At 34.0% G+C, this 17,852-nt stretch carries 16 protein-coding genes and 2 pseudogenes; 1 reads left to right on the plus strand and 17 read right to left on the minus strand.

From position 1 onward, the window contains the following. Window positions 1-253: 253 nt before the first annotated feature. Complete coding sequence (locus IGJ17_RS15965) at window positions 254-658, minus strand: hypothetical protein (RefSeq protein WP_086332769.1); 405 nt, start codon at window positions 656-658, stop codon at window positions 254-256. A 679-nt stretch (window positions 659-1,337) separates the two neighbouring features. Beyond that, the gene (locus IGJ17_RS15970) at window positions 1,338-1,787 is read right to left on the minus strand and encodes a hypothetical protein (RefSeq protein WP_139843215.1); all 450 of its coding nucleotides are present in this window, start codon (window positions 1,785-1,787) and stop codon (window positions 1,338-1,340) included. A gap of 11 nt (window positions 1,788-1,798) precedes the next feature. On the opposite strand from IGJ17_RS15970, the pseudogene IGJ17_RS15975 reads away from it, so the two are divergent. Further along, window positions 1,799-1,906, plus strand: a pseudogene (locus IGJ17_RS15975) (IS6 family transposase); the annotation flags it as partial. A 56-nt stretch (window positions 1,907-1,962) separates the two neighbouring features. Here the strand turns inward: IGJ17_RS15975 and IGJ17_RS15980 are convergent. The 15 genes and pseudogenes from IGJ17_RS15980 to IGJ17_RS16050 all read right to left on the minus strand — a co-directional run bounded on the left by IGJ17_RS15980 (window position 1,963) and on the right by IGJ17_RS16050 (window position 17,660). Continuing rightward, window positions 1,963-2,496, minus strand: a complete 534-nt coding sequence (locus tag IGJ17_RS15980) for a hypothetical protein (protein ID WP_086332771.1) — start codon at window positions 2,494-2,496, stop codon at window positions 1,963-1,965. A 1-nt stretch (window position 2,497) separates the two neighbouring features. Next, a complete protein-coding gene (locus IGJ17_RS15985; RefSeq protein WP_429961601.1) occupies window positions 2,498-9,331 on the minus strand; it encodes a DNRLRE domain-containing protein in 6,834 nt (2,277 codons plus the stop codon). 359 nt (window positions 9,332-9,690) lie between these two features. Beyond that, window positions 9,691-10,059: a BlaI/MecI/CopY family transcriptional regulator gene (locus IGJ17_RS15990; RefSeq protein ID WP_005233113.1), complete on the minus strand. Its 369-nt coding sequence runs from the start codon at window positions 10,057-10,059 to the stop codon at window positions 9,691-9,693. A 489-nt stretch (window positions 10,060-10,548) separates the two neighbouring features. After that, window positions 10,549-11,211 carry an ABC transporter ATP-binding protein gene (locus IGJ17_RS15995; protein WP_172634725.1) on the minus strand — a complete coding sequence of 221 codons (663 nt, stop codon included), beginning with the start codon at window positions 11,209-11,211 and terminating at the stop codon, window positions 10,549-10,551. 14 nt (window positions 11,212-11,225) lie between these two features. Beyond that, complete coding sequence (locus IGJ17_RS16000; RefSeq protein WP_005233111.1) at window positions 11,226-11,999, minus strand: hypothetical protein; 774 nt, start codon at window positions 11,997-11,999, stop codon at window positions 11,226-11,228. A gap of 1 nt (window position 12,000) precedes the next feature. Next, complete coding sequence (locus IGJ17_RS16005; protein WP_005233110.1) at window positions 12,001-12,789, minus strand: hypothetical protein; 789 nt, start codon at window positions 12,787-12,789, stop codon at window positions 12,001-12,003. Beyond that, on the minus strand, window positions 12,786-13,550 hold the full coding sequence (locus IGJ17_RS16010) for a hypothetical protein (RefSeq protein ID WP_005233108.1): 765 nt from the start codon (window positions 13,548-13,550) through the stop codon (window positions 12,786-12,788). The genes IGJ17_RS16005 and IGJ17_RS16010 overlap by 4 nt, the downstream gene beginning before the upstream one ends. A 55-nt stretch (window positions 13,551-13,605) precedes the next feature. Next, a complete protein-coding gene (locus IGJ17_RS16015) occupies window positions 13,606-14,007 on the minus strand; it encodes a hypothetical protein (RefSeq protein WP_005233107.1) in 402 nt (133 codons plus the stop codon). 564 nt (window positions 14,008-14,571) lie between these two features. Beyond that, a complete protein-coding gene (locus IGJ17_RS16020) occupies window positions 14,572-14,751 on the minus strand; it encodes a hypothetical protein (RefSeq protein WP_005233106.1) in 180 nt (59 codons plus the stop codon). A 93-nt stretch (window positions 14,752-14,844) separates the two neighbouring features. Beyond that, a complete protein-coding gene (locus tag IGJ17_RS16025) occupies window positions 14,845-15,174 on the minus strand; it encodes a hypothetical protein (protein WP_005233105.1) in 330 nt (109 codons plus the stop codon). A gap of 44 nt (window positions 15,175-15,218) precedes the next feature. After that, entirely contained in the window at window positions 15,219-15,422 is a 204-nt protein-coding gene (locus IGJ17_RS16030) for a hypothetical protein (RefSeq protein ID WP_005233104.1), read from the minus strand. Window positions 15,423-15,671: 249 nt separating this feature from the next. Further along, window positions 15,672-16,022, minus strand: coding sequence for a DNA cytosine methyltransferase (locus IGJ17_RS16035; protein ID WP_429961602.1), 351 nt, complete (start codon window positions 16,020-16,022; stop codon window positions 15,672-15,674). 112 nt (window positions 16,023-16,134) lie between these two features. Further along, window positions 16,135-16,485, minus strand: a complete 351-nt coding sequence (locus tag IGJ17_RS16040) for a hypothetical protein (protein WP_005233100.1) — start codon at window positions 16,483-16,485, stop codon at window positions 16,135-16,137. A gap of 122 nt (window positions 16,486-16,607) precedes the next feature. Continuing rightward, a pseudogene (locus IGJ17_RS16045) lies at window positions 16,608-17,085 on the minus strand (DNA cytosine methyltransferase); the annotation flags it as partial. Window positions 17,086-17,516: 431 nt separating this feature from the next. After that, a complete protein-coding gene (locus tag IGJ17_RS16050) occupies window positions 17,517-17,660 on the minus strand; it encodes a putative holin-like toxin (protein WP_086298857.1) in 144 nt (47 codons plus the stop codon). Window positions 17,661-17,852 lie beyond the last annotated feature (192 nt).

A 17,852-nucleotide genomic window follows, 5' to 3' on the forward strand; every position in this document is an offset into this window, starting at 1 on the left:
GATAGCTCTAAGATCTGTGACCGTCCCGCGTTCTTTTAACTAATCGGAAAACATAAAGAAACTCAACAATCCATATTATAACAATTCGAGTAATTTTTATAGCAACGAAAAATCCTACCCAAGTAGTGATTGTTACCGGAATTTATCCATATGAATTAAATTTATTCAATGGATTACTATCCAAGTGGGCATACACATTATAGATTCTCTTAATCGATATTTAGTTAGATAAAAATTCCGTGAGTTAAGTAGGTCATAAAATAATTTTGTACGCCAAATTTTTTGAAGATACGTTAAATAAATTAGTTTTAAAATGAAATCTGTAACCTTTAAAATCTAAAGTAGGTTCATCTAGCAGATTATCGCTTCTAAATGAAAAATTATAATTAAAATCTATTACTCCTTGAAATTTGAGGACGACCTTTGAAGATGTTTCTAGAGAACTCAATAACAATAATAGACTTGCGTTTTCATACATATCACTTTCCATACCTTCTTCACTGGTTAACATACTAACACTAGCATATGATAGCGATCCATCTAAACTTAGTATCATATCCGAGTAAAACTCCATTTTTTCAACAAATGAATCATGAAAATTTCCATACTTTTCATTCAAATATCCTACTTCATCCGAATTATTTATATAACTCCACAATTCACATTATCTCCTTTTATTAAATTTCTTATTATATCTTGGGTACTTTTGGCCATTTACATTTCTATTGTTCCAGCTGTGCTTGTGTGGAACATGGGGATGACGTTTAGCATTACTGTGATTACTGTAATCGATATCAACACGCGGCTTCTTTTCTTTATCAAAAACATTGTTTTGTGTATTCTATCATTTTTTATAGAGATTTTTTTTTGTTATAGTTATAGTTTTTATTCTACATCCCTTAATGCCTTTATAAGGCCTCACGAGCTATAAGAAAGATTTGGTGTAGATTTTTTAATTTTATTAGAAGCTTAAATAATAACCTATACCTGTTCCGGACAACCTTGTTACATTTATATAAATCCTTATGCCAGCTACTATCGAAAAATGCCCATCAGGATCAAGAAAGTCAAACATTACAAGCTATATAATAAAGTGCCATTAAATACTACTTTTAGATTTCAATAGTATTTAATGGCACGCATATCCGTCATAACCCTAAGAATTGATTTTCGCATAATTAACTCTCTTCAATCTGTTTCATGAAAAAGAATATCATAATTCAAAATCATCATTTTTATGGGGTATATTAAAGTGAGAGGTATGCTTGATTCGATCTCAATCTAAATTTCAAAAAATTAATCAAATAGTGCGGTACGATCAAAAATACACTTAATTCCTAATCTTCATCTTTTCGATTTAAAAATACAATTTGTTCAATTGTAATATCCCCTGCTTTCTGTAGTTTATTGAAATCAGTCAAACTAATTGAAAAGTATTGGTCTGGTATATTTTCATTAAGATTTTCCTGCTCTCCTTTTTTTCTTTTAGCAGATAATAGTTGAAAATAAACATTTTTATCATCGATAAAATGAGCTACTGCTCTGAAAGCTGAAAGCTGAAGTCGCGGTACAACTCCTAAAAAATCCAATTTAGCTCTACTATCATTTCTTAAGTATTTGATGTCATCTTCTTGCACAACCGATTTCCATTTAAAAACTGCTTCAGAAATATTCTGAACTTCCGCTGATTTTACAACTTCAGGCTCACTTGACACATTAAATAAGATTCCACCTATCAAAGCAAGTGAGATCATACAAAGAACAGCGAATGTAATGATTTTTTTCAAATCTATAGTCCAAAAGCATTGAAGTGGTTTCCGCTTTATACAAAGAAAGTCGAAGAGAAATTACCCTCTTCGACTTTTCTACTTGGAATGAAATTGAAAGGTCATTCAAAACAGCATAATCCATTGGTTGAAAATTAGGCAAGTCCGTTTATTTTTCAAGCTTTGCAACACAACCTCAAAAACCTTGATCAGAATAGATACTTGTTAATTTTTTTAATTTCTTTTTTGTTATATATAATCCCGAAACAAATCTCTGTTGAAGATCTAGATTATTGATATTTGATACCCAAATAAAATCATAGTTATTCTGAAAATCTTCTATACTATTTTTTAACTTTTCAGACTTTATACTTAAAAGGAATATATCTTCAAAGACTGTGTCCATATATAGGAATCTATCAAAATTTTCAGAGAATATCATAAAAGGATACATTGTATCATTTGTATAATTCCCCAAGAAATTTTTTAACAATTTTTTATCGAAAAAACACTTCTTACTATATTTAAAGAAGTAATCATCATAATAAACATAAATATTTTCTTCAGTTTTAAAAATCAATTTTAATATCTTATTTATATCTGCAATTGAAATATTTGAATCACCAAAAAAATTATAAAATTTTTCTTGTTGGAAAAATTTTGAATACATATCTTTTTTTAGATTAAATAATTTATTAAGGTTTTCTCTTATATACTCATAATCTGTCATATTACCACCTACGGACTCTAATTTTAATAACTTTATTTTTACCCTTGGCATTTTTTATTCCGCTAAAATAGTCATAAGTGTGATCTCCTGACTTTGCCTTCCCTCTATAAACATATCTTTTATTACTTTTTGTATAATGTACTACTCGTTTCCCATTAGAATATGTTTTTGTTTGTTTGTAACCACTTTTCTTAAGTGCTTTACCAAAACTTCTCACAGATTTGTTAACTCTGATATTTTTAACACTAGAACCTCGTTTAGTTACGTTAGACCATCTTAGGTTGGAAGCTGATCGAGCAAACTTTAGACCTCTCCCGAGAACTTTGAAAGCACCACCAAAGGCCGCAGAAGTCGCTGCACTTTTCGCCGCTGCCCAGCCAGCTTTCTTCCATGATTTTGTTTTTTTATAAGTCTTATATGCATCATAAGCCGCAAACCCAGCACCAACCGCAAACCAAACCCAATGCCCATCAGGGTCAACATTCATCACCGGATTATTGTCCGCGTAAGTATATCCATTCATGGTCAATGGATCATCTTCGTCCCCTGGATCAGGATCAAGAGAGGTAAAAACTCCATGAGCCGGATGATAATACCGTGCCATTAAATAATACTGTTGGATTTCAGCATCGTACGTATATCCGGCATAACCATAAGGATTGCTTTTCGCTAGTTCCGTTTTTGCTTCACTGGTTAGAACGTTTCCCCACGCATCGTAAGTGTAACTGGCTACTTGCTGGCCGTTTTCGTCCGTCAATGCAACCACATCACCATGCCCATTGTAATGATAGTATACCGTGTTTTTCCCACTCTTCATAGCTAAGCGAATATTATCATCAGAGTAGATATAATGACGTAAAACTTGCCCATTCGTATCTGTTTCATACAGCACATCAATACTATCACCATCATAATGGTAGTTCGTTATCTTTCCATTAACCTTCTTAGACAATCGTCGGTTGTCCTCGTCGTAAGTGTATGTGACAAATGGTTGGTTTTCTCCATTTTTCGTCACCCCTACCAAGCGATCCGCTTGATCCCAAGCGTAGTTATATTTTTCATCACTTAGACGATTCCCATTTGCATCATAGGTTAGTGCTTGACCATTGAAGCTAATCAACTGGTTTCCGGCATTAAAAGTTGCTTGATGAGTTGCGTTGTTGATAGTTACACTTGTTCGGTTCCCAAATCCATCGTAAGTGTAAGACCGTAATTCTCCGTTAGGTAAGACTTCTTTAGTCAATTGATTAGTGGAATCGTAACTGTATGTTGTCTTTTTCCCGTCTGTATGCACGATACTCGTCCGATTACTTGTCGCATCATATGCGTAACTCTCTTTTAACACTTGAATATGGTTTTTAGTTCCGATTGCTACTTCTGTAAGTTTATTCGTTTGATCATAACTAAAGTTTGACATAGAACCATTTCCTGCGGTGTAGAGCGTTTTATTTCCAAACTCGTCATAATCAAATCTATACTTGTTGTCGCCATCACTAACACTAGTGTTTTGATCCAACGCATTGTACTCATAGCTAACTTTGCTCGAATACGCTCCCTTATTTATGGTGACATCGGCTACTTTATCTGTCTTTCCTTTATTATCTTTTGTTGGCTTGTCTTTGTACTGATAACTGATGGTTCCCCCGCGCTCTTGAACCTTAGTGATTCGATTTGCATCGTCATATATTTTATCAGTTACTACTTGATTGAGATGATCTGTAACCTTAGTTTGATTCCCATTAGGATCATATTGAAAGCTATAAGCAGGAGTAGCCCCCCACAAAACTTTTGTTTGACGGTCTGCCGAATCATATTCATTCTTAATCTGATTACCGTTGGGCATGTTCACACCAATTTCATTCCCGCTGGCATCATATTCATAAGAAATCTTGCGACCTAATGGATCCTGATACAAGGTTGTTTTATCATCAGCATCGTAACTATACCCATGGCTTTGAGCTATGCCATTCGCAACAATCTCTCGTTTCGTTATATTCCCGTTATCATCATACGTATACTTCACTTCTGTCCCGTTCGCCAATCGAGTAACTACCAATTGATTGTCTTTATCGTATTGAAAATTCTTTTGCTGTCCTTTTTCATCTGTTTCACTTAAACGATTTCCAAATGTATCATAGGTAAAACTTGTTTTTCTAAGTTCTTCATCATATTGAGCAACCACATAATTTCCAGCAACATCGTACTCACTTTCAGTTAGCCTGCTCCCTTCCATGATACGAAGATTGTCAAAATACGCAGTACCAGTCATCTGATTTCGGAACATAAACAATAATTTGACTTCTTTGATTGGCTGTTTTGGTTGTACGGCAATAGCCGCACGGTTCCAATCTTGATTACCTGTCGGAAATTTCTCATGTCTTAATTCTTTCGATCCATCTTGATAGATAATATCTGCCCACAGTGAGTAGTCTTGATGGGCAGCACTTTTATCCCCGGCTTGCACATTTTTGGCTTTAGATAAAGCAGAAATAGTGATTGGTTCAGCTTTCTGTTGATTTAATGAGACGTATTGGGCAATATAGCCATTCCCTTCTGTTCCGCTTTTTCTTGTCATTTCAAATCCTTGTTCTCCAGAGAAAGCTTCATCTGATAACTGCAAGTTCGTTTTCGTTCCAGAAAGAGAGAAATGCTGAATTTCTTGTAACCCTGTTGCTTCCTCTAACCCACTATTTAGTACCGGGTTATATCCAGTATGTGTGCTGCCTTTTTCCAGCTGCACATTATCAAACCAGGCATCGCCGCTGCCAGCTTCATTAGCCAATTGCTCATTTTTCAAATAAATGCCGATACGTCGTGTCTCTTTTGTGGTAGTAAAAGTAACTTGTCTTCGAACCCAATCGCTATTGCCTTGGATTGCCGTTTCTCGGTTATTCCGCCACCCATCACCAGTTTGGTTATCTGATTTAATAAACCATACATCTAAAAAGGCTTGAGAAGCTTTCATATTAGCTGTTTTGATGTCTGCACTGAGCGTATACGTGGTATTTGGTTCGACATCAAATCGTTGGGCGATAGACGTACTGCTATGTGTTTTTCGATCATTATTTGCGGGTTCAGAATGGATCTTGATTGCATATTTCCCGCTTAGCGAACCAGGTGCTCGTTCTTTGGTATCAATACTCATCGATCCTTTGGCACGGGTTTTGTCTTGTGAAAGATACCATTCTTCTGTATTGCCGGATTCAAACCCACTATTTTTCACCATGTTTTCACCCGTTCCCAAAGAAGCACTCTCTTTCAAGATGTTCCCATAGCGATCATACATTGTGAACGAGGAAGTATTTGCATCATTTATCGTTTCTGATAATGCATCTGCTCCATCATATGCAGTAGTAGTTTTACGATTTTCTGTATCTGTTTCTGTAACAATATCGTTGTTCTTATTATATGCGTACGTCTCTGTACCATACGCATCTGTGAAGGTAAGAATGTTTCCTTCTCCATCGTAAGTATACGTTTCTGCTTGTCCTTTTGGATTGATTTCTTTCATTAAGTTATTGGACTCGTATTGATAGGAAGTGGTTAATTTTAATCCTTCGATATCTTCTATCGTCTTCTCTGGATTTCCTGCCTTTGAATAATAATAAGCGGTTTTTTTTCCTTTCTCATTAGTGACAGTAGTAACATGTTCAGTTGTATTATAAGCAATCTGCGTTTTCTTTTGTACCGGATCAATTATCTCTTTGATTTTAATGTCTTCATAAACATATTTAGTCTCTTGGGGATGTTCATCTGTATGTTTTGGCTCGTACAATGAAATTAGTTGCTTTTGCTCATTATAACCATAACCATAGGTTTTCCCTCGGGCCGTCTTTGATTCAATTAATTTCCCTTCGCTATCATAACGAAATGAGAGAGTCTTAATTTCTGGTAATTGGATGCTCTCTACCAAAGAGCCATCTTTCGAGTAGTTTAGAATAACCTCACGATTACTTGCATCTTTGATCTTTATCAGACGGTCTGCGGCATCGTAGGTGTAATTCGTGGTATTTTGATTCTTATCAATTTCTTTGACCAATTTTCCAGTTTTAGAGTAAATGGTCTTTGATTTATCTTCTTCTGTTTTCGTATAAGTTCCATCAGCTTCTTTTTTAATTTCAGAAAAAAGTCCAGGTGGTGCTTGATAAGCAGCTTCTTTTTTCTTAAAAACGTGTTGCTTATTATCCGCTTCCATCCAATAAATTTCATTTTTTTGTACATTATCAATCAGTCTTTCTTCAAAAGTTGAAGACCAACCTTTACCAAATATACCCATTTCTTGATTGAAACTATTAAATGTACGAGTTAAGCCAATCGAGATTCCACGACCTTCTAAGTTAAAATCTTCTTCCGTTACAAGCAAATTTCCATTTACTGCATTGATCTGACCACCACGAACTGGAATACTTGTCCAAAAATCAGTCATACCCAGCTTATCCGCCTGACTATCTGGTATGCTTGGCGTTGCTGCTGCAGAGTCATTACTTTTTACATGTTTATTGTCTTTACGATACCCTCTGACTCGAAACCAATAATTTGTCTTCGCCGCATATTGTGTTCCGGCATTCTTATACACTGGTCGTGGATCTTTGGCTAACTCGGAACCTTTACCATCGGTATGAAGTTGGTACTTTCCTACAGCAATTTCTTCGTTGGTTGGCCAAATACCTTTTCCTTGTGTTGTCCAAGTTAATGTATTTCCTACATCGAAAGTTTGATAATCTTTTCCGTTAAAAACTAATACTTCATAACTATCCGCCAAAGGAACCTCTTCCCAACTTAACTGAACATAACCACTATTTTCTTCAGTTAAATTACTATAGGCTTTTGCAATGGGGCCTTTGGGTGCTCCTATTGGAAGATAGGTACGTACATAATCAGATTGAGGACTAATACCTCCAGGGTAGACTGCAGCAATTCTCACATCATATCCTGATATTCCTTTTAGACTATTTGCAGCTCCTTCTGCATCTACGTTTTCATAAAATTCTCTCGGATCAAGAGCTAAATCAGTCCCTTTTCCATCTGTGTGGTAGCGAGAAATCCCTTCCGCAATTTCTTTATCAGTGGGAAAAATTCCTTTCCCTTTAGTTGAAAAAGAAGTGACATTACCAACAGGAAACGCTAAATTTTCTTTTCCACTTGATAAGATAATCTGATAACTTGTTGCACCGTTTATCTTTGGCCAACTTATTTCTAAATGTCCAGTTTTCTGATTATCATGTGCTATACCTTTGACAGTAGGCTTTACTGGTTTATTATATGCATAAGTAATCTCAAAATATGGAATATTCGTACTATTTTCTGCTGCAACTACTTGTTTCCAATGATCATCTTGATTCTTAGTAGTTAAGCTGATCCCATAATTAACTCGCTTTCCAGTTGACCATTCTTGAACAAGTGTTGTGACATCAAAAGTAGCCCACTGAGCTTTTTTTACATTTGTTTTAGTTATATAAGTGTGCGAAGGTTTGTTGTTCCAGGTAATTTTTTTTGGGTCCCAATTTTGATTAACAGCATTTAGAGACAGCTCATTAGATAAGTTATCATATGAATGCCAAACATTATATACTTTAAACTGCGCTTTTTGAATGGTTGCTTGATTAATCTTACTCATATCTGTTTTAAAATAAGCTTGATTCGCTTGTGTATCTTGATATTTTCCTACCCACAAAGTGTGTGCTTTTAGTTGTGGGCGCCATAAACTTGCTCCGCTATAGTTTGTACCTCCATTCGCTTGTCTAGCATTGGCATCTTGCAGCTTGTTATAAGTAATACTTGGATCAATATAAATGGGAAATACTCGTTCCGTGGACTGAATCCAATCACTATCTACTCGAAGTACAAGCTGATACAAGTTTTTTGTTAACGGAATCACTTCAAAATAATTACTTTCATTTGATATGCCTGACCCCAATTGCTCATCAAAATTTGAATCCGTCATTGTCGGCCGAGGAATCTCATAAATAAATTTGTTGTCTTTCGTTCGAAATGTTACTTCTCCAGTATCCTCTACCTTTGGATTTAGTGATGTTTCGATTTCAAAATAATAACTATGGTAATCGTTTACACTATGGATGATTAAATCTTCTTTTACTGACTGATTAAACACCATTTGACGAAAATCAATTTCTGGCAAAACATTTTTGTAAAGAGCTTCGTTTTCAGAAATTTCAACATCCCGATCTTCTGTGACGATTGATACTTCTTCACCATATATTTTTTCTTGTTTTTCTTCCTGATCATTTATTGTTTCTTGCGTATGCATCTGGCTGTTTGCTGCTGAGCTATCTTCAATTACCTCTCCTGAAGAATCTGCTATTAATTGATTCTTTTCACTCGTTTGTTCTTTACTTTCTTTGGCTACTCCTGAAGCGCCTTTAAATGAAAAGGAGATCTTCTCGCTCCCGTCTCCTACAATCTGATACAATCCTTTTTCCATTTTTGGAAGAAACGTTGTTGGTATTGTCACATTATCTGGTTGAATAACCCCATCTTCTATTATTAGATTGGTCTGTACCTCCTCTAACTTTCCGCTGTTTTCAGCTTCTGTATAAATGGGTTCTTGATAGATTTTCTTTGTGAAAGTACCATCATGATTGTCTAAAACGACTTCATTTTCCGTTCTTTCCTCTATAATTTCTGTTGGCTCTTGAGGGCTAGCTACTTGTTCCTCAGAATCAACTAAATAAGGATATTCAGAGTCCATATATTTTGAATCTATTTCCCCGATACTTTCAGCAACAGCTATTGTAGATGGTATCACAATAGCCGTCAATAGAATGATGACGCTACCAACGATCCCTTTTCTAAAATAATTCTTCTTTCCCTGCACTATTCTCTCTCCCTAAACATTATCCTTCTAAATTGAGTGTTAAGCCAGAAGGTCAATTAAATATAATTTAATTGCATATAAATTGTCAATACATTTTTTAACAATGTAAATACAAGACTTTCTACTACGAAAATTGATTATAATAGCATGCTCGAAGAAAGTTTAGTGCTAGTTAGAAAATAATAGCTAAAATTATACTGCAAACAAGCGGATCTGTTTTTGAAGCAATTAAAGCTCTTGAAACGATAAATTATGTCTCCAGACTAAACGTTTGAAGAGTTCTTTAAGAAAAAAGGTCAAAAACTTTTAAGTTTCTGACCCTTTTTTATTCCCTGAATAGTCTACAAAATATGAAATTTTCAACTATTCTTATTTATGGCATTTTTTCTTTCAATTATAAGATTGGAAAAGTATTCGGTTTGCTTTTTGGTCTTTAAAGAGTTTACTGCATGATTAACTAATTTTTCTACAGCCACTTCCCCATACTCTTCTTTTATAAAATTTATAAAAGGAATACTAGGCCTGTAAGCCCGTGCTAATACGTTCTGAGAATATTTAATCTCTTCTACTTTTAAATACCCTTTATTTAATAAGCTTCTTATCACAGCAGCAGTCGTATTTTTGTTTAGTTCTGGAAGTCTTTCTAATAGTTCGTGTTTAGTTAAAGCCTGATTGAATTCATAAAAATAGTAAAGAATTTGATATTCTGATTTGCTTAATTCTAACATGATAGCCCCTTAACTTTTTTTCGATTATTCTCTATTTGTAAAATATAAAAACGACCACTAGCCAATACACATATTTGATAATATCTATTATAATCCATTGTACCTTGCCATTAGTTGCTTGGGTAGAAAAAAACAACTTATACATATGAAGTTAATGACACTGCTGCTGATAAAGATCACTATAGCCAAACAGTTAAGATTACAACGATTAAAAGTGTATATAGAGCTAACATTTATAACCACGCCTACCACTTTTTCATTATAAAAAAACTTTATGTATAATACGATTGCTGAAGCAAGCTATCATCAAATTAACGCTTAAAAAACATTGAATTTGGTAGAGATGAGTAGACTCTATCAAATAGATTTTCTGAAACAGTTGAAAAGAAATTATATTATTTTAAGTATTAAAAGCATATCGTTTTCTACGAATATTTAAATAACTAAGAAGACGATATGCTATTTGAATGACTATACAAAACAATAAGATTAATTTTCTATTTGAGTTTTAAATTCTATGTTCTCTAATTTATTATCCTTTATTCTATAAACTTTATCGCAGAGTTTATTTATATCTTCTTTATTATGACTAGCTATTAATATAGTAGCTCCTTTAGTAGCTATTTTCTTAAATAAAGAACGCATTTTTTCAACACTTTCCTCATCTAAAGCATTCATAGGTTCATCCAATAAAATTACTTCTTGTTTTTCCATAATTGCTTGAGCAATCCCAAGTTTTTTCTTCATTCCTAAAGAGTAATGTTTAACTTTTTCATCTTTTCTATCGATTAGTCCTACTTCTTTTAGTACTTCAAATATATCTGCATCTGATATCTCATTTTTAATACTAGAAAGTAATTTAAGATTTTCAAATCCCGTAATATCTTCTAAAAAAGGTGGTTCCTCTATAAGTACCCCTAATTTATCAGGTAGTGCATTATTTCTCGTTATATTAATACCATTCACAGATATATTTCCTTTATCTGGAATAATAAATCCAGAAATAAGTTTAAATAATACACTTTTTCCAGATCCATTTTCACCAACGATACCAATTATCTCTTTAGCTTGACACTGGAAATATAAATCTTCGAAAATGATATGCTTCTTAAATTTCATACTCACATTGTCTAATTGTATTACACTTTCTATAGTTTTCACTAATATCACTCCACTCCTAATTTCTTCAGATTAAACAAATTTAGATATCCTATGATTAAATTTTGTATACTAAACCATAAAAGATTTGGCACTAATGATTCTTTTTCCAATAAGAATAAATTAGTTCTGTAAACAGTTAAAATTCCTGTGTTAAGAAATAAAAAATGATTTTTTCCAAAAATGAAAAATGAATATATATAAATTATCAGTAGAAAAACAATGATTCCAAACGCTAATGTCTCTTTTCTTAACTGAGCTTTAACCAGAATAAAAATGTTTATAAGACTAAAACTAGTAAGCATATTTAATAGGCAAAATAGCATTGTTTCTTTTGAAATTAATAAGAAAAAAATTTCGGATAGGCTGCTATTGAAAAGCGTAAAAGCAGATAAATAAACCACAAGAATAGTAACTGCTATTCCCCAATATAGTACGGATAGAATTAAAGAAAAGAAAATAGAGTTATAATACAAATTACATCGACTCTTAAGTCTGATAATGGCTAGATACAAATAGGAATTGTTACTAAAACTAGACGCTGCCGAAAATCCATAAACATAGGTTAGATGTAATACTAAAAATCTTATAATTGTTAAAAAAGAAAAATCTTGGTAGGGAATACCGTTAATGATTGACTTATAAATTAAATCTGGTTGATCACCGACATCTATTAATGTAGAAATATAAATAATTAAAATTAATATAATGCTTGATGCGATAAATTTTTTGCCATTTAATTGTGCGAAATAGATTCTTTGAAACCGTAAATTGCTATGCATTTTAATCTCCTAGTTTAGTATTTTTGTATAGTATATATAGAGATGAATAGTTAGCTACTAAAAGGGATAGCCAATACAAAAAACTTATAGAAATTGAAATAAACTGGCCATTTGCTCTTTCAAAATAAATCAAATAATGATTAATAGGCATCATAATTTTAATTAAGCTATTTGTAGGTGATTTAAAAAAGTACGCTTGCAGCCCAATCATTCCAAATATAATTAAAAAGCTAATTCCTTTCTTTTTTAGTAACACAAACAAAAAATTAAATAAATTCCCAATAGTCAATAAGTATAAAAAGAAAAATAGAAAGGCAAGCCCTGTTTGAAATACGGGAGAATAATTAGTATTTGGTATAGCTTGAAACGTATTTTTAAAAAAAGTAACTAATTCTTGACTCCAACTATTATTAAATCTCAACTCATAGATTCCTAATACTGAACTTATGAAGAAAATCCCAGCCATATAATAAAAAGTAACTTTCAAAACTAAATTGATATCTGAAATAAATAGAAATTTTCTATTAGGTATCCTACTAAGATAAAGATAATTATTAAGGTTAAATGAAAACTGCGAATTTATTATGATTAAATAAAGCAGTGGAAAAGCAAAAATTGTGGAATAAAGATTTTGAAAGTTATAAAGTAACCACATGAAAAAATTTCTAGTTGGTGTTTCCAAAAAAAATTGATAGTAAGAAAAACAAATTATTATTAATAATAAACTTACAAAGAATATAATATGACGATTATTTTTAGATAATCTTATAGCTTCTATTCTTCGAATCATATGTTTAAATTTCCTTTTGCGATTTTTTTATAGCCCACAAAGAAAGTCGATATAAGTAGGAATGCTAACTGCAAAGATACTAAATAGCCATTTGTGGCTGTATTTGAAGTTAAATCAAATGTTGTAACTGGTTCATATTTATCAAATCCCATAAAAGGGAAAATAAAAGATGGTAAAAAATATACGATTAAAGGAAAAAACACACATATATATCGATTTTTAAAGTAGAAAGAAGAAACTAAACCAATGTTGGCATATATAAATCCAAAAATACTGCTATTTACTATAATGACAACAGCATAAAACAATTGATTTTTTGAAAAAATGCTAGAAAATGCTCCTCCTATTACCCCTACATATGCATTAGAATAGTCAGGAAATATTAGTAAATTTATTATTAGTAACAATGTCAATGGGAAGAATAAAGATAGAAAACCAGATAAACCCACACTAATAAATTTTTTAAAGAAATAATCTTCTTTCGATTCTCTAACAAATATTGCTGTAGTCATATTATTCTGAAAATCATTTATAAAAGAATCGGCCATTGGTAAAGCCGCTAACAACGGAGCCAATAAAGGGAGTATTGAGGAAGTGCTTAAACTAAATCCAGAAAAGAAAATAGTTAAACCTTTCTCCATTTCGATAAGCAATATGTTACCAGCTATTCCTATTACAATACTCACAATTGATAAAACTATTGAAAAAACAAATAATTTTGATTTTAGCACTAACTTCAATTCGTAGTGTATATATTTCATTATTAAATCCCCTTTAGCAAAAAATCTGGCGCTATCATATATTTTAATTTACAAATTATTTTTCGTCTGGACTCCAACTTCCTTGAGCAGCAACTTTAACGGTAGTTGTTACAGGAGTTGCAATTCCAAGTGAAGTGTTGCTACCGTTATAAGAAGAACCGCCACCAGAGTAACTAAGTGTAATTCGGTCCCCAGACCCCATATTGTAAGATGGGGTTATATTTGAACTATCCTTTTTTAAACGAATAGAGGTATTGATTCTTTTATTACCACCTATTGCAGAGTTATTATGAACACCTTTCCCTGCAGACTCTTTCTTCAATGAACCAGTAACGATTGCGCCTTGTCTAGGAATCGTTACATCATAGGTTGAAATACTTCTTGCGAAAGAAGGAATTACAAAACCAAAGAAAGATGCGATTATACCAATTGTCAAAACTAGTCTAATTTTTTTCAAAATAATATTCTCCTTTTATTGATAGCGCCATAATTAACTTTATCATTTATATAATCCTATATCAATAATTTTTTAAATTATACAGTCTTTTGACAAACAAATTATAGCTTAAAAATAAAATTAGAAATATTAAATTATTGATTTTTCTTAAAATTATTCCAGTAAAGTTTCAATTTAATCCCACCGATTTATTGTCCAGCTGATACCATGCTTCACCACCACTAGACCATATATCTAATGGTTAAATATTGTATCTCTCACCTTATTTTTTTAAATCATAGAAGTATTAATCAGTAAACAAAATATAGATCTAAGCAATAATTCACTACTCCTCTCTGGATAATCTGCCATCAAATCACATTTTACTATTGATTTCTCATTGGACAAAATTAACCAACGAGCGAAGTTTTCCATCATTTGCAAGTGCTAATAATTTTACGATTTTCTTTTTGGCTTTTTCATCCATTGGATCTCACCTTTTGTCTGATTTTAGTTTACCACGTATTGGATAACGGTTTCACTGATAAGTGATAGCACTTCAATAAAATAGAAAATAAAGTGCAGTCACTTTCTAAGCTCAGGAATCTCAAATCCCGCTTTTTCTTGCTCAAGCAACATATCTAAAGCGATACACATTAATTTCGATTCACTTTTCTTGTACTTGGTGTTCAAGTGCTTCAGTCCCTGCTTCCTCTTTTCATTAAGCGTTACAGGAAGACGTGTGTTTCCTTTTGCAATGGTCATAACTCGCTCTCCTTCATTGAAACGATCAAAGATTTAATCAAAGACGCAGCGAGCGTGTAACCACACTCGCCGCAGCTTTGAACGGACTCTTTTCTACTGATTGTTTTTCATGACTTCCTTTGCTTCTTCTGTAAGGGGAAAGACTTTTGCAACAGCCATGCCACAAGGAATTGCCCCTACAGCTTCCTCACAAATGACACCAGCTTCTATCAGTACATCTTCAATGCCCGTATTTTCAGACCACCCTTTGATTGCGACGAAATCTTGTTTGATTCCGACACTCGTGTTCACCGTAGCCGTAGCAAGCAGCTCTTCTTCAGACTGACCTCTTCTTTTCTTAACCAGTTGAATCGCTACATTGTTATTATCTTCATAGTGATCAAATGTCACAATACATTTTTTCTTATTTAAAACGGCGTTCATAGTTTCTCCTCCTAAAGATAAGGAGTTACAAGGCAAAACCCTGATTATTCAGTGATTTCTTCTTTTAATTGATCCGCAAGTTTTGTAAGCTTTGCAGCGTTATCGAATCGCATTCTTTCTATAGAAGATTTCTTGTGCATCAAATCAGAGACAGTCATTGCTTTGACTTCGGATCTATTCTTGATTTCAGTGATCGAGTGACCGCTTTTAAATAGCAGCCATTCAATTTTTTCTTTATCTGCATACATATTTTTTCCTCCTGAAAGGAGTGTGACAATTAAAGCTTGCCACTACTCGCAATTATGGTATATTTTGAGTAGTAGCGTCCCGTGAAAGGATTTGTTACTGTGCATTTATTCTGTTCCCAGCAGAATAAATGCTTTTTTTGTTCCGTCTATTTTTAATAAAACCCCTCCTTAACCTAAATAAAATAACGGTATACCGTATATTTATTATATCACGGCATACCGTTATTTTCAAGAACTATCTATAATTTTTTACCTTTCGCTAAAGCGATCAAAAGCCGTCGTATCGTTTATTTCGAAGTGCTTTGCTATGAAATAAATGACTGATACAGTATCCGAATTTCCAGCTTGTTTGTACAGCTGACTATTCGAAGTTTCTTGATCGTATCTGCAGTTATAGTGATCAAGCCCGTTACTGATTATTTCTTCAGCAATCTGCCTACTACCGAATTTCGCTGACAAAAAGGTCCAATCAGGAAACAACTGCAGTCGCCAACATTCAAGTGGTGTTAGTTTCCGGATCTGAAAAACATCGGTTACTACGGCTTGCTGATCACTTGTAACGTGGGTATATTTGCTTGCTGATTTCCCACACGTCCCCAACGTTTTGTAGATTTAGGATAAACGAAATTGATACTATCGGCTGGTAGTACTGCAGTATAGCCTTTTTTCGTGGCTGCTTTCACCAGTATTTTGGGTTTGTGGCCGCCACCACTCATGGTGGTAAGTGTAGGGCATAGCCATCTACGGAATGGATCGCTGCAGCTGATCGATAGGAACCATCGATCGACCCTGCCACGATAATTCCGTGACGATCTTGTGTGGTTAAGATAAACATCGGTGTTTCATTTTCCTTCATTCTACGGCCGTTTTGGCGAATAGTGGCTTTATCTGGCATTAGGATCGGAATCGCAATTTTATTTCCTTCCCCTTTGTTTGTGGTGATCGTAGGACTAAGTCCTGAAGCATCATATACTTGGCCATTCATTCCTCCACCGCTTGGATTGACGTTGCCAACAACGATTTGTTTCGGTGTTTTGTAGTCCGTTGCGGTCAAAGTCCCCATCAGACCATCTGTATATTACGTTCTTTCTCGTGTAAATCGACTTAAATCATTCGCTGCATGTGACGCCAGCTAAATGGATCCTTCCTGATTTTTGATCAACTGATCCTTCTTCTCTTGTGATAGGAAAATCTTTTTGGTACCTGCTCCTCTAAGATGTCCGATAATAAATAAACGCTCTCTGTTTTGGGCGACAAACTCTTTGCTTTTAAACAGTTGCCATTCCACGTCATACCCCAATTCATCCAAGGTTCGGAGGATTGTCTCAAACGTAGCCCCTCGTTCATGGTTGAGAAGTCCTTTGACGTTTTCAAGGTATAAAAGCTTAGGTCGCAAGGTAGATGCTAAGCGTGCATTATCAAAAAAGAGAGTTGCTCTAGTATCTGAAAAACCCTTTCTTTTTCCAGCAAGGCTGAAAGCTTGGCACGGAAATCCTCCCGCGATAATGTTCACACGTCCGATTCCTCGAATAAATTCATCTGAAAATTTTGTGATATCATACATTTCTACCTCCTGTTTTGTGTCAGGAATTGATTGATAACTTTTTCTGGCATGGCCATCGATCTCACAATACCCAACACATCGGTAGCCAGCTTGTTCCATCCCTAAACGAAATCCTTCGATTCCTGAAAAAGATCTAAAAAGGTGCCTTTATTTTCTGTTGTACCATTTTCCATTGTTCACTCAGTTTCTTCATGCGCATGAAAGGTATTTCAAGTACCTGATGGATTAAGAATACCGAGAAAATGGATGGTTAAATTGCGGAAAAATGGTGGTACTTAGACCTTTTTAAAGAAAGAAAAGCGATCTTTTTTGCCCTCCACCTTCCAGCTGCTCCCCACCACTTAGGAGGACAAAAAATAGACGTGCAAAGCACGTCTGTAGCGTCAATGATTGATATCTTACTGAAATCTTGCTATAATTACTGTGTAAAGAGGAGTTGCGTCAACAACTCCCCTACAGCACCGTTTAAGACGGTGGCAAGTTTTATATTATTTTAGTAATCAGTCAACTCGCCAAAGTTTAGTGACTGGTTACTTTTTTTTGTCGTTTTTTGCTGCAGTTAGGATGCCAAAGATAATCGTTGCGATTAAAGAACCGAAACTAATCATTAGCCCTAATGCTTCAGCTACAGACAAAAGGCTTCTCCTTTCTAAAGAGTTAGCACTTACTTTCATAAGCACCACCACCTTTCAAAAGATAGCCACCGTCACAAACTTTACTGTCCTACTATTATACCAAAAATCCACGTTAAAAACCGATAGTTATCAAGGTTTTTAGCGTTTTTTCATGCGATAAGAACGGTCTAAGTAAAGGGATTTTTTTCTAGTTTCATCGGTTAAAGAAATCATCCATTCGTCTTGTCCCGC

Origin of the sequence: Enterococcus sp. DIV1096b, from assembly GCF_050498765.1 — a bacterium.
GTDB lineage: Bacteria > Bacillota > Bacilli > Lactobacillales > Enterococcaceae > Enterococcus_D > Enterococcus_D entomosocium.

Coding starts and splice junctions, on each gene's coding strand:
- IGJ17_RS16020 (WP_005233106.1), bottom strand. CDS start 14,751: ATGACCATTGCAAAAGGAAACACACGTCTTCCTGTAACGCTTAATGAA.
- IGJ17_RS16050 (WP_086298857.1), bottom strand. CDS start 17,660: ATGAAAGTAAGTGCTAACTCTTTAGAAAGGAGAAGCCTTTTGTCTGTA.
- IGJ17_RS16005 (WP_005233110.1), bottom strand. CDS start 12,789: ATGATTCGAAGAATAGAAGCTATAAGATTATCTAAAAATAATCGTCAT.
- IGJ17_RS15980 (WP_086332771.1), bottom strand. CDS start 2,496: ATGACAGATTATGAGTATATAAGAGAAAACCTTAATAAATTATTTAAT.
- IGJ17_RS16040 (WP_005233100.1), bottom strand. CDS start 16,485: ATGGGGACTTTGACCGCAACGGACTACAAAACACCGAAACAAATCGTT.
- IGJ17_RS16025 (WP_005233105.1), bottom strand. CDS start 15,174: ATGAACGCCGTTTTAAATAAGAAAAAATGTATTGTGACATTTGATCAC.
- IGJ17_RS16000 (WP_005233111.1), bottom strand. CDS start 11,999: ATGCATAGCAATTTACGGTTTCAAAGAATCTATTTCGCACAATTAAAT.
- IGJ17_RS15990 (WP_005233113.1), bottom strand. CDS start 10,059: ATGTTAGAATTAAGCAAATCAGAATATCAAATTCTTTACTATTTTTAT.
- IGJ17_RS16030 (WP_005233104.1), bottom strand. CDS start 15,422: ATGTATGCAGATAAAGAAAAAATTGAATGGCTGCTATTTAAAAGCGGT.
- IGJ17_RS16010 (WP_005233108.1), bottom strand. CDS start 13,550: ATGAAATATATACACTACGAATTGAAGTTAGTGCTAAAATCAAAATTA.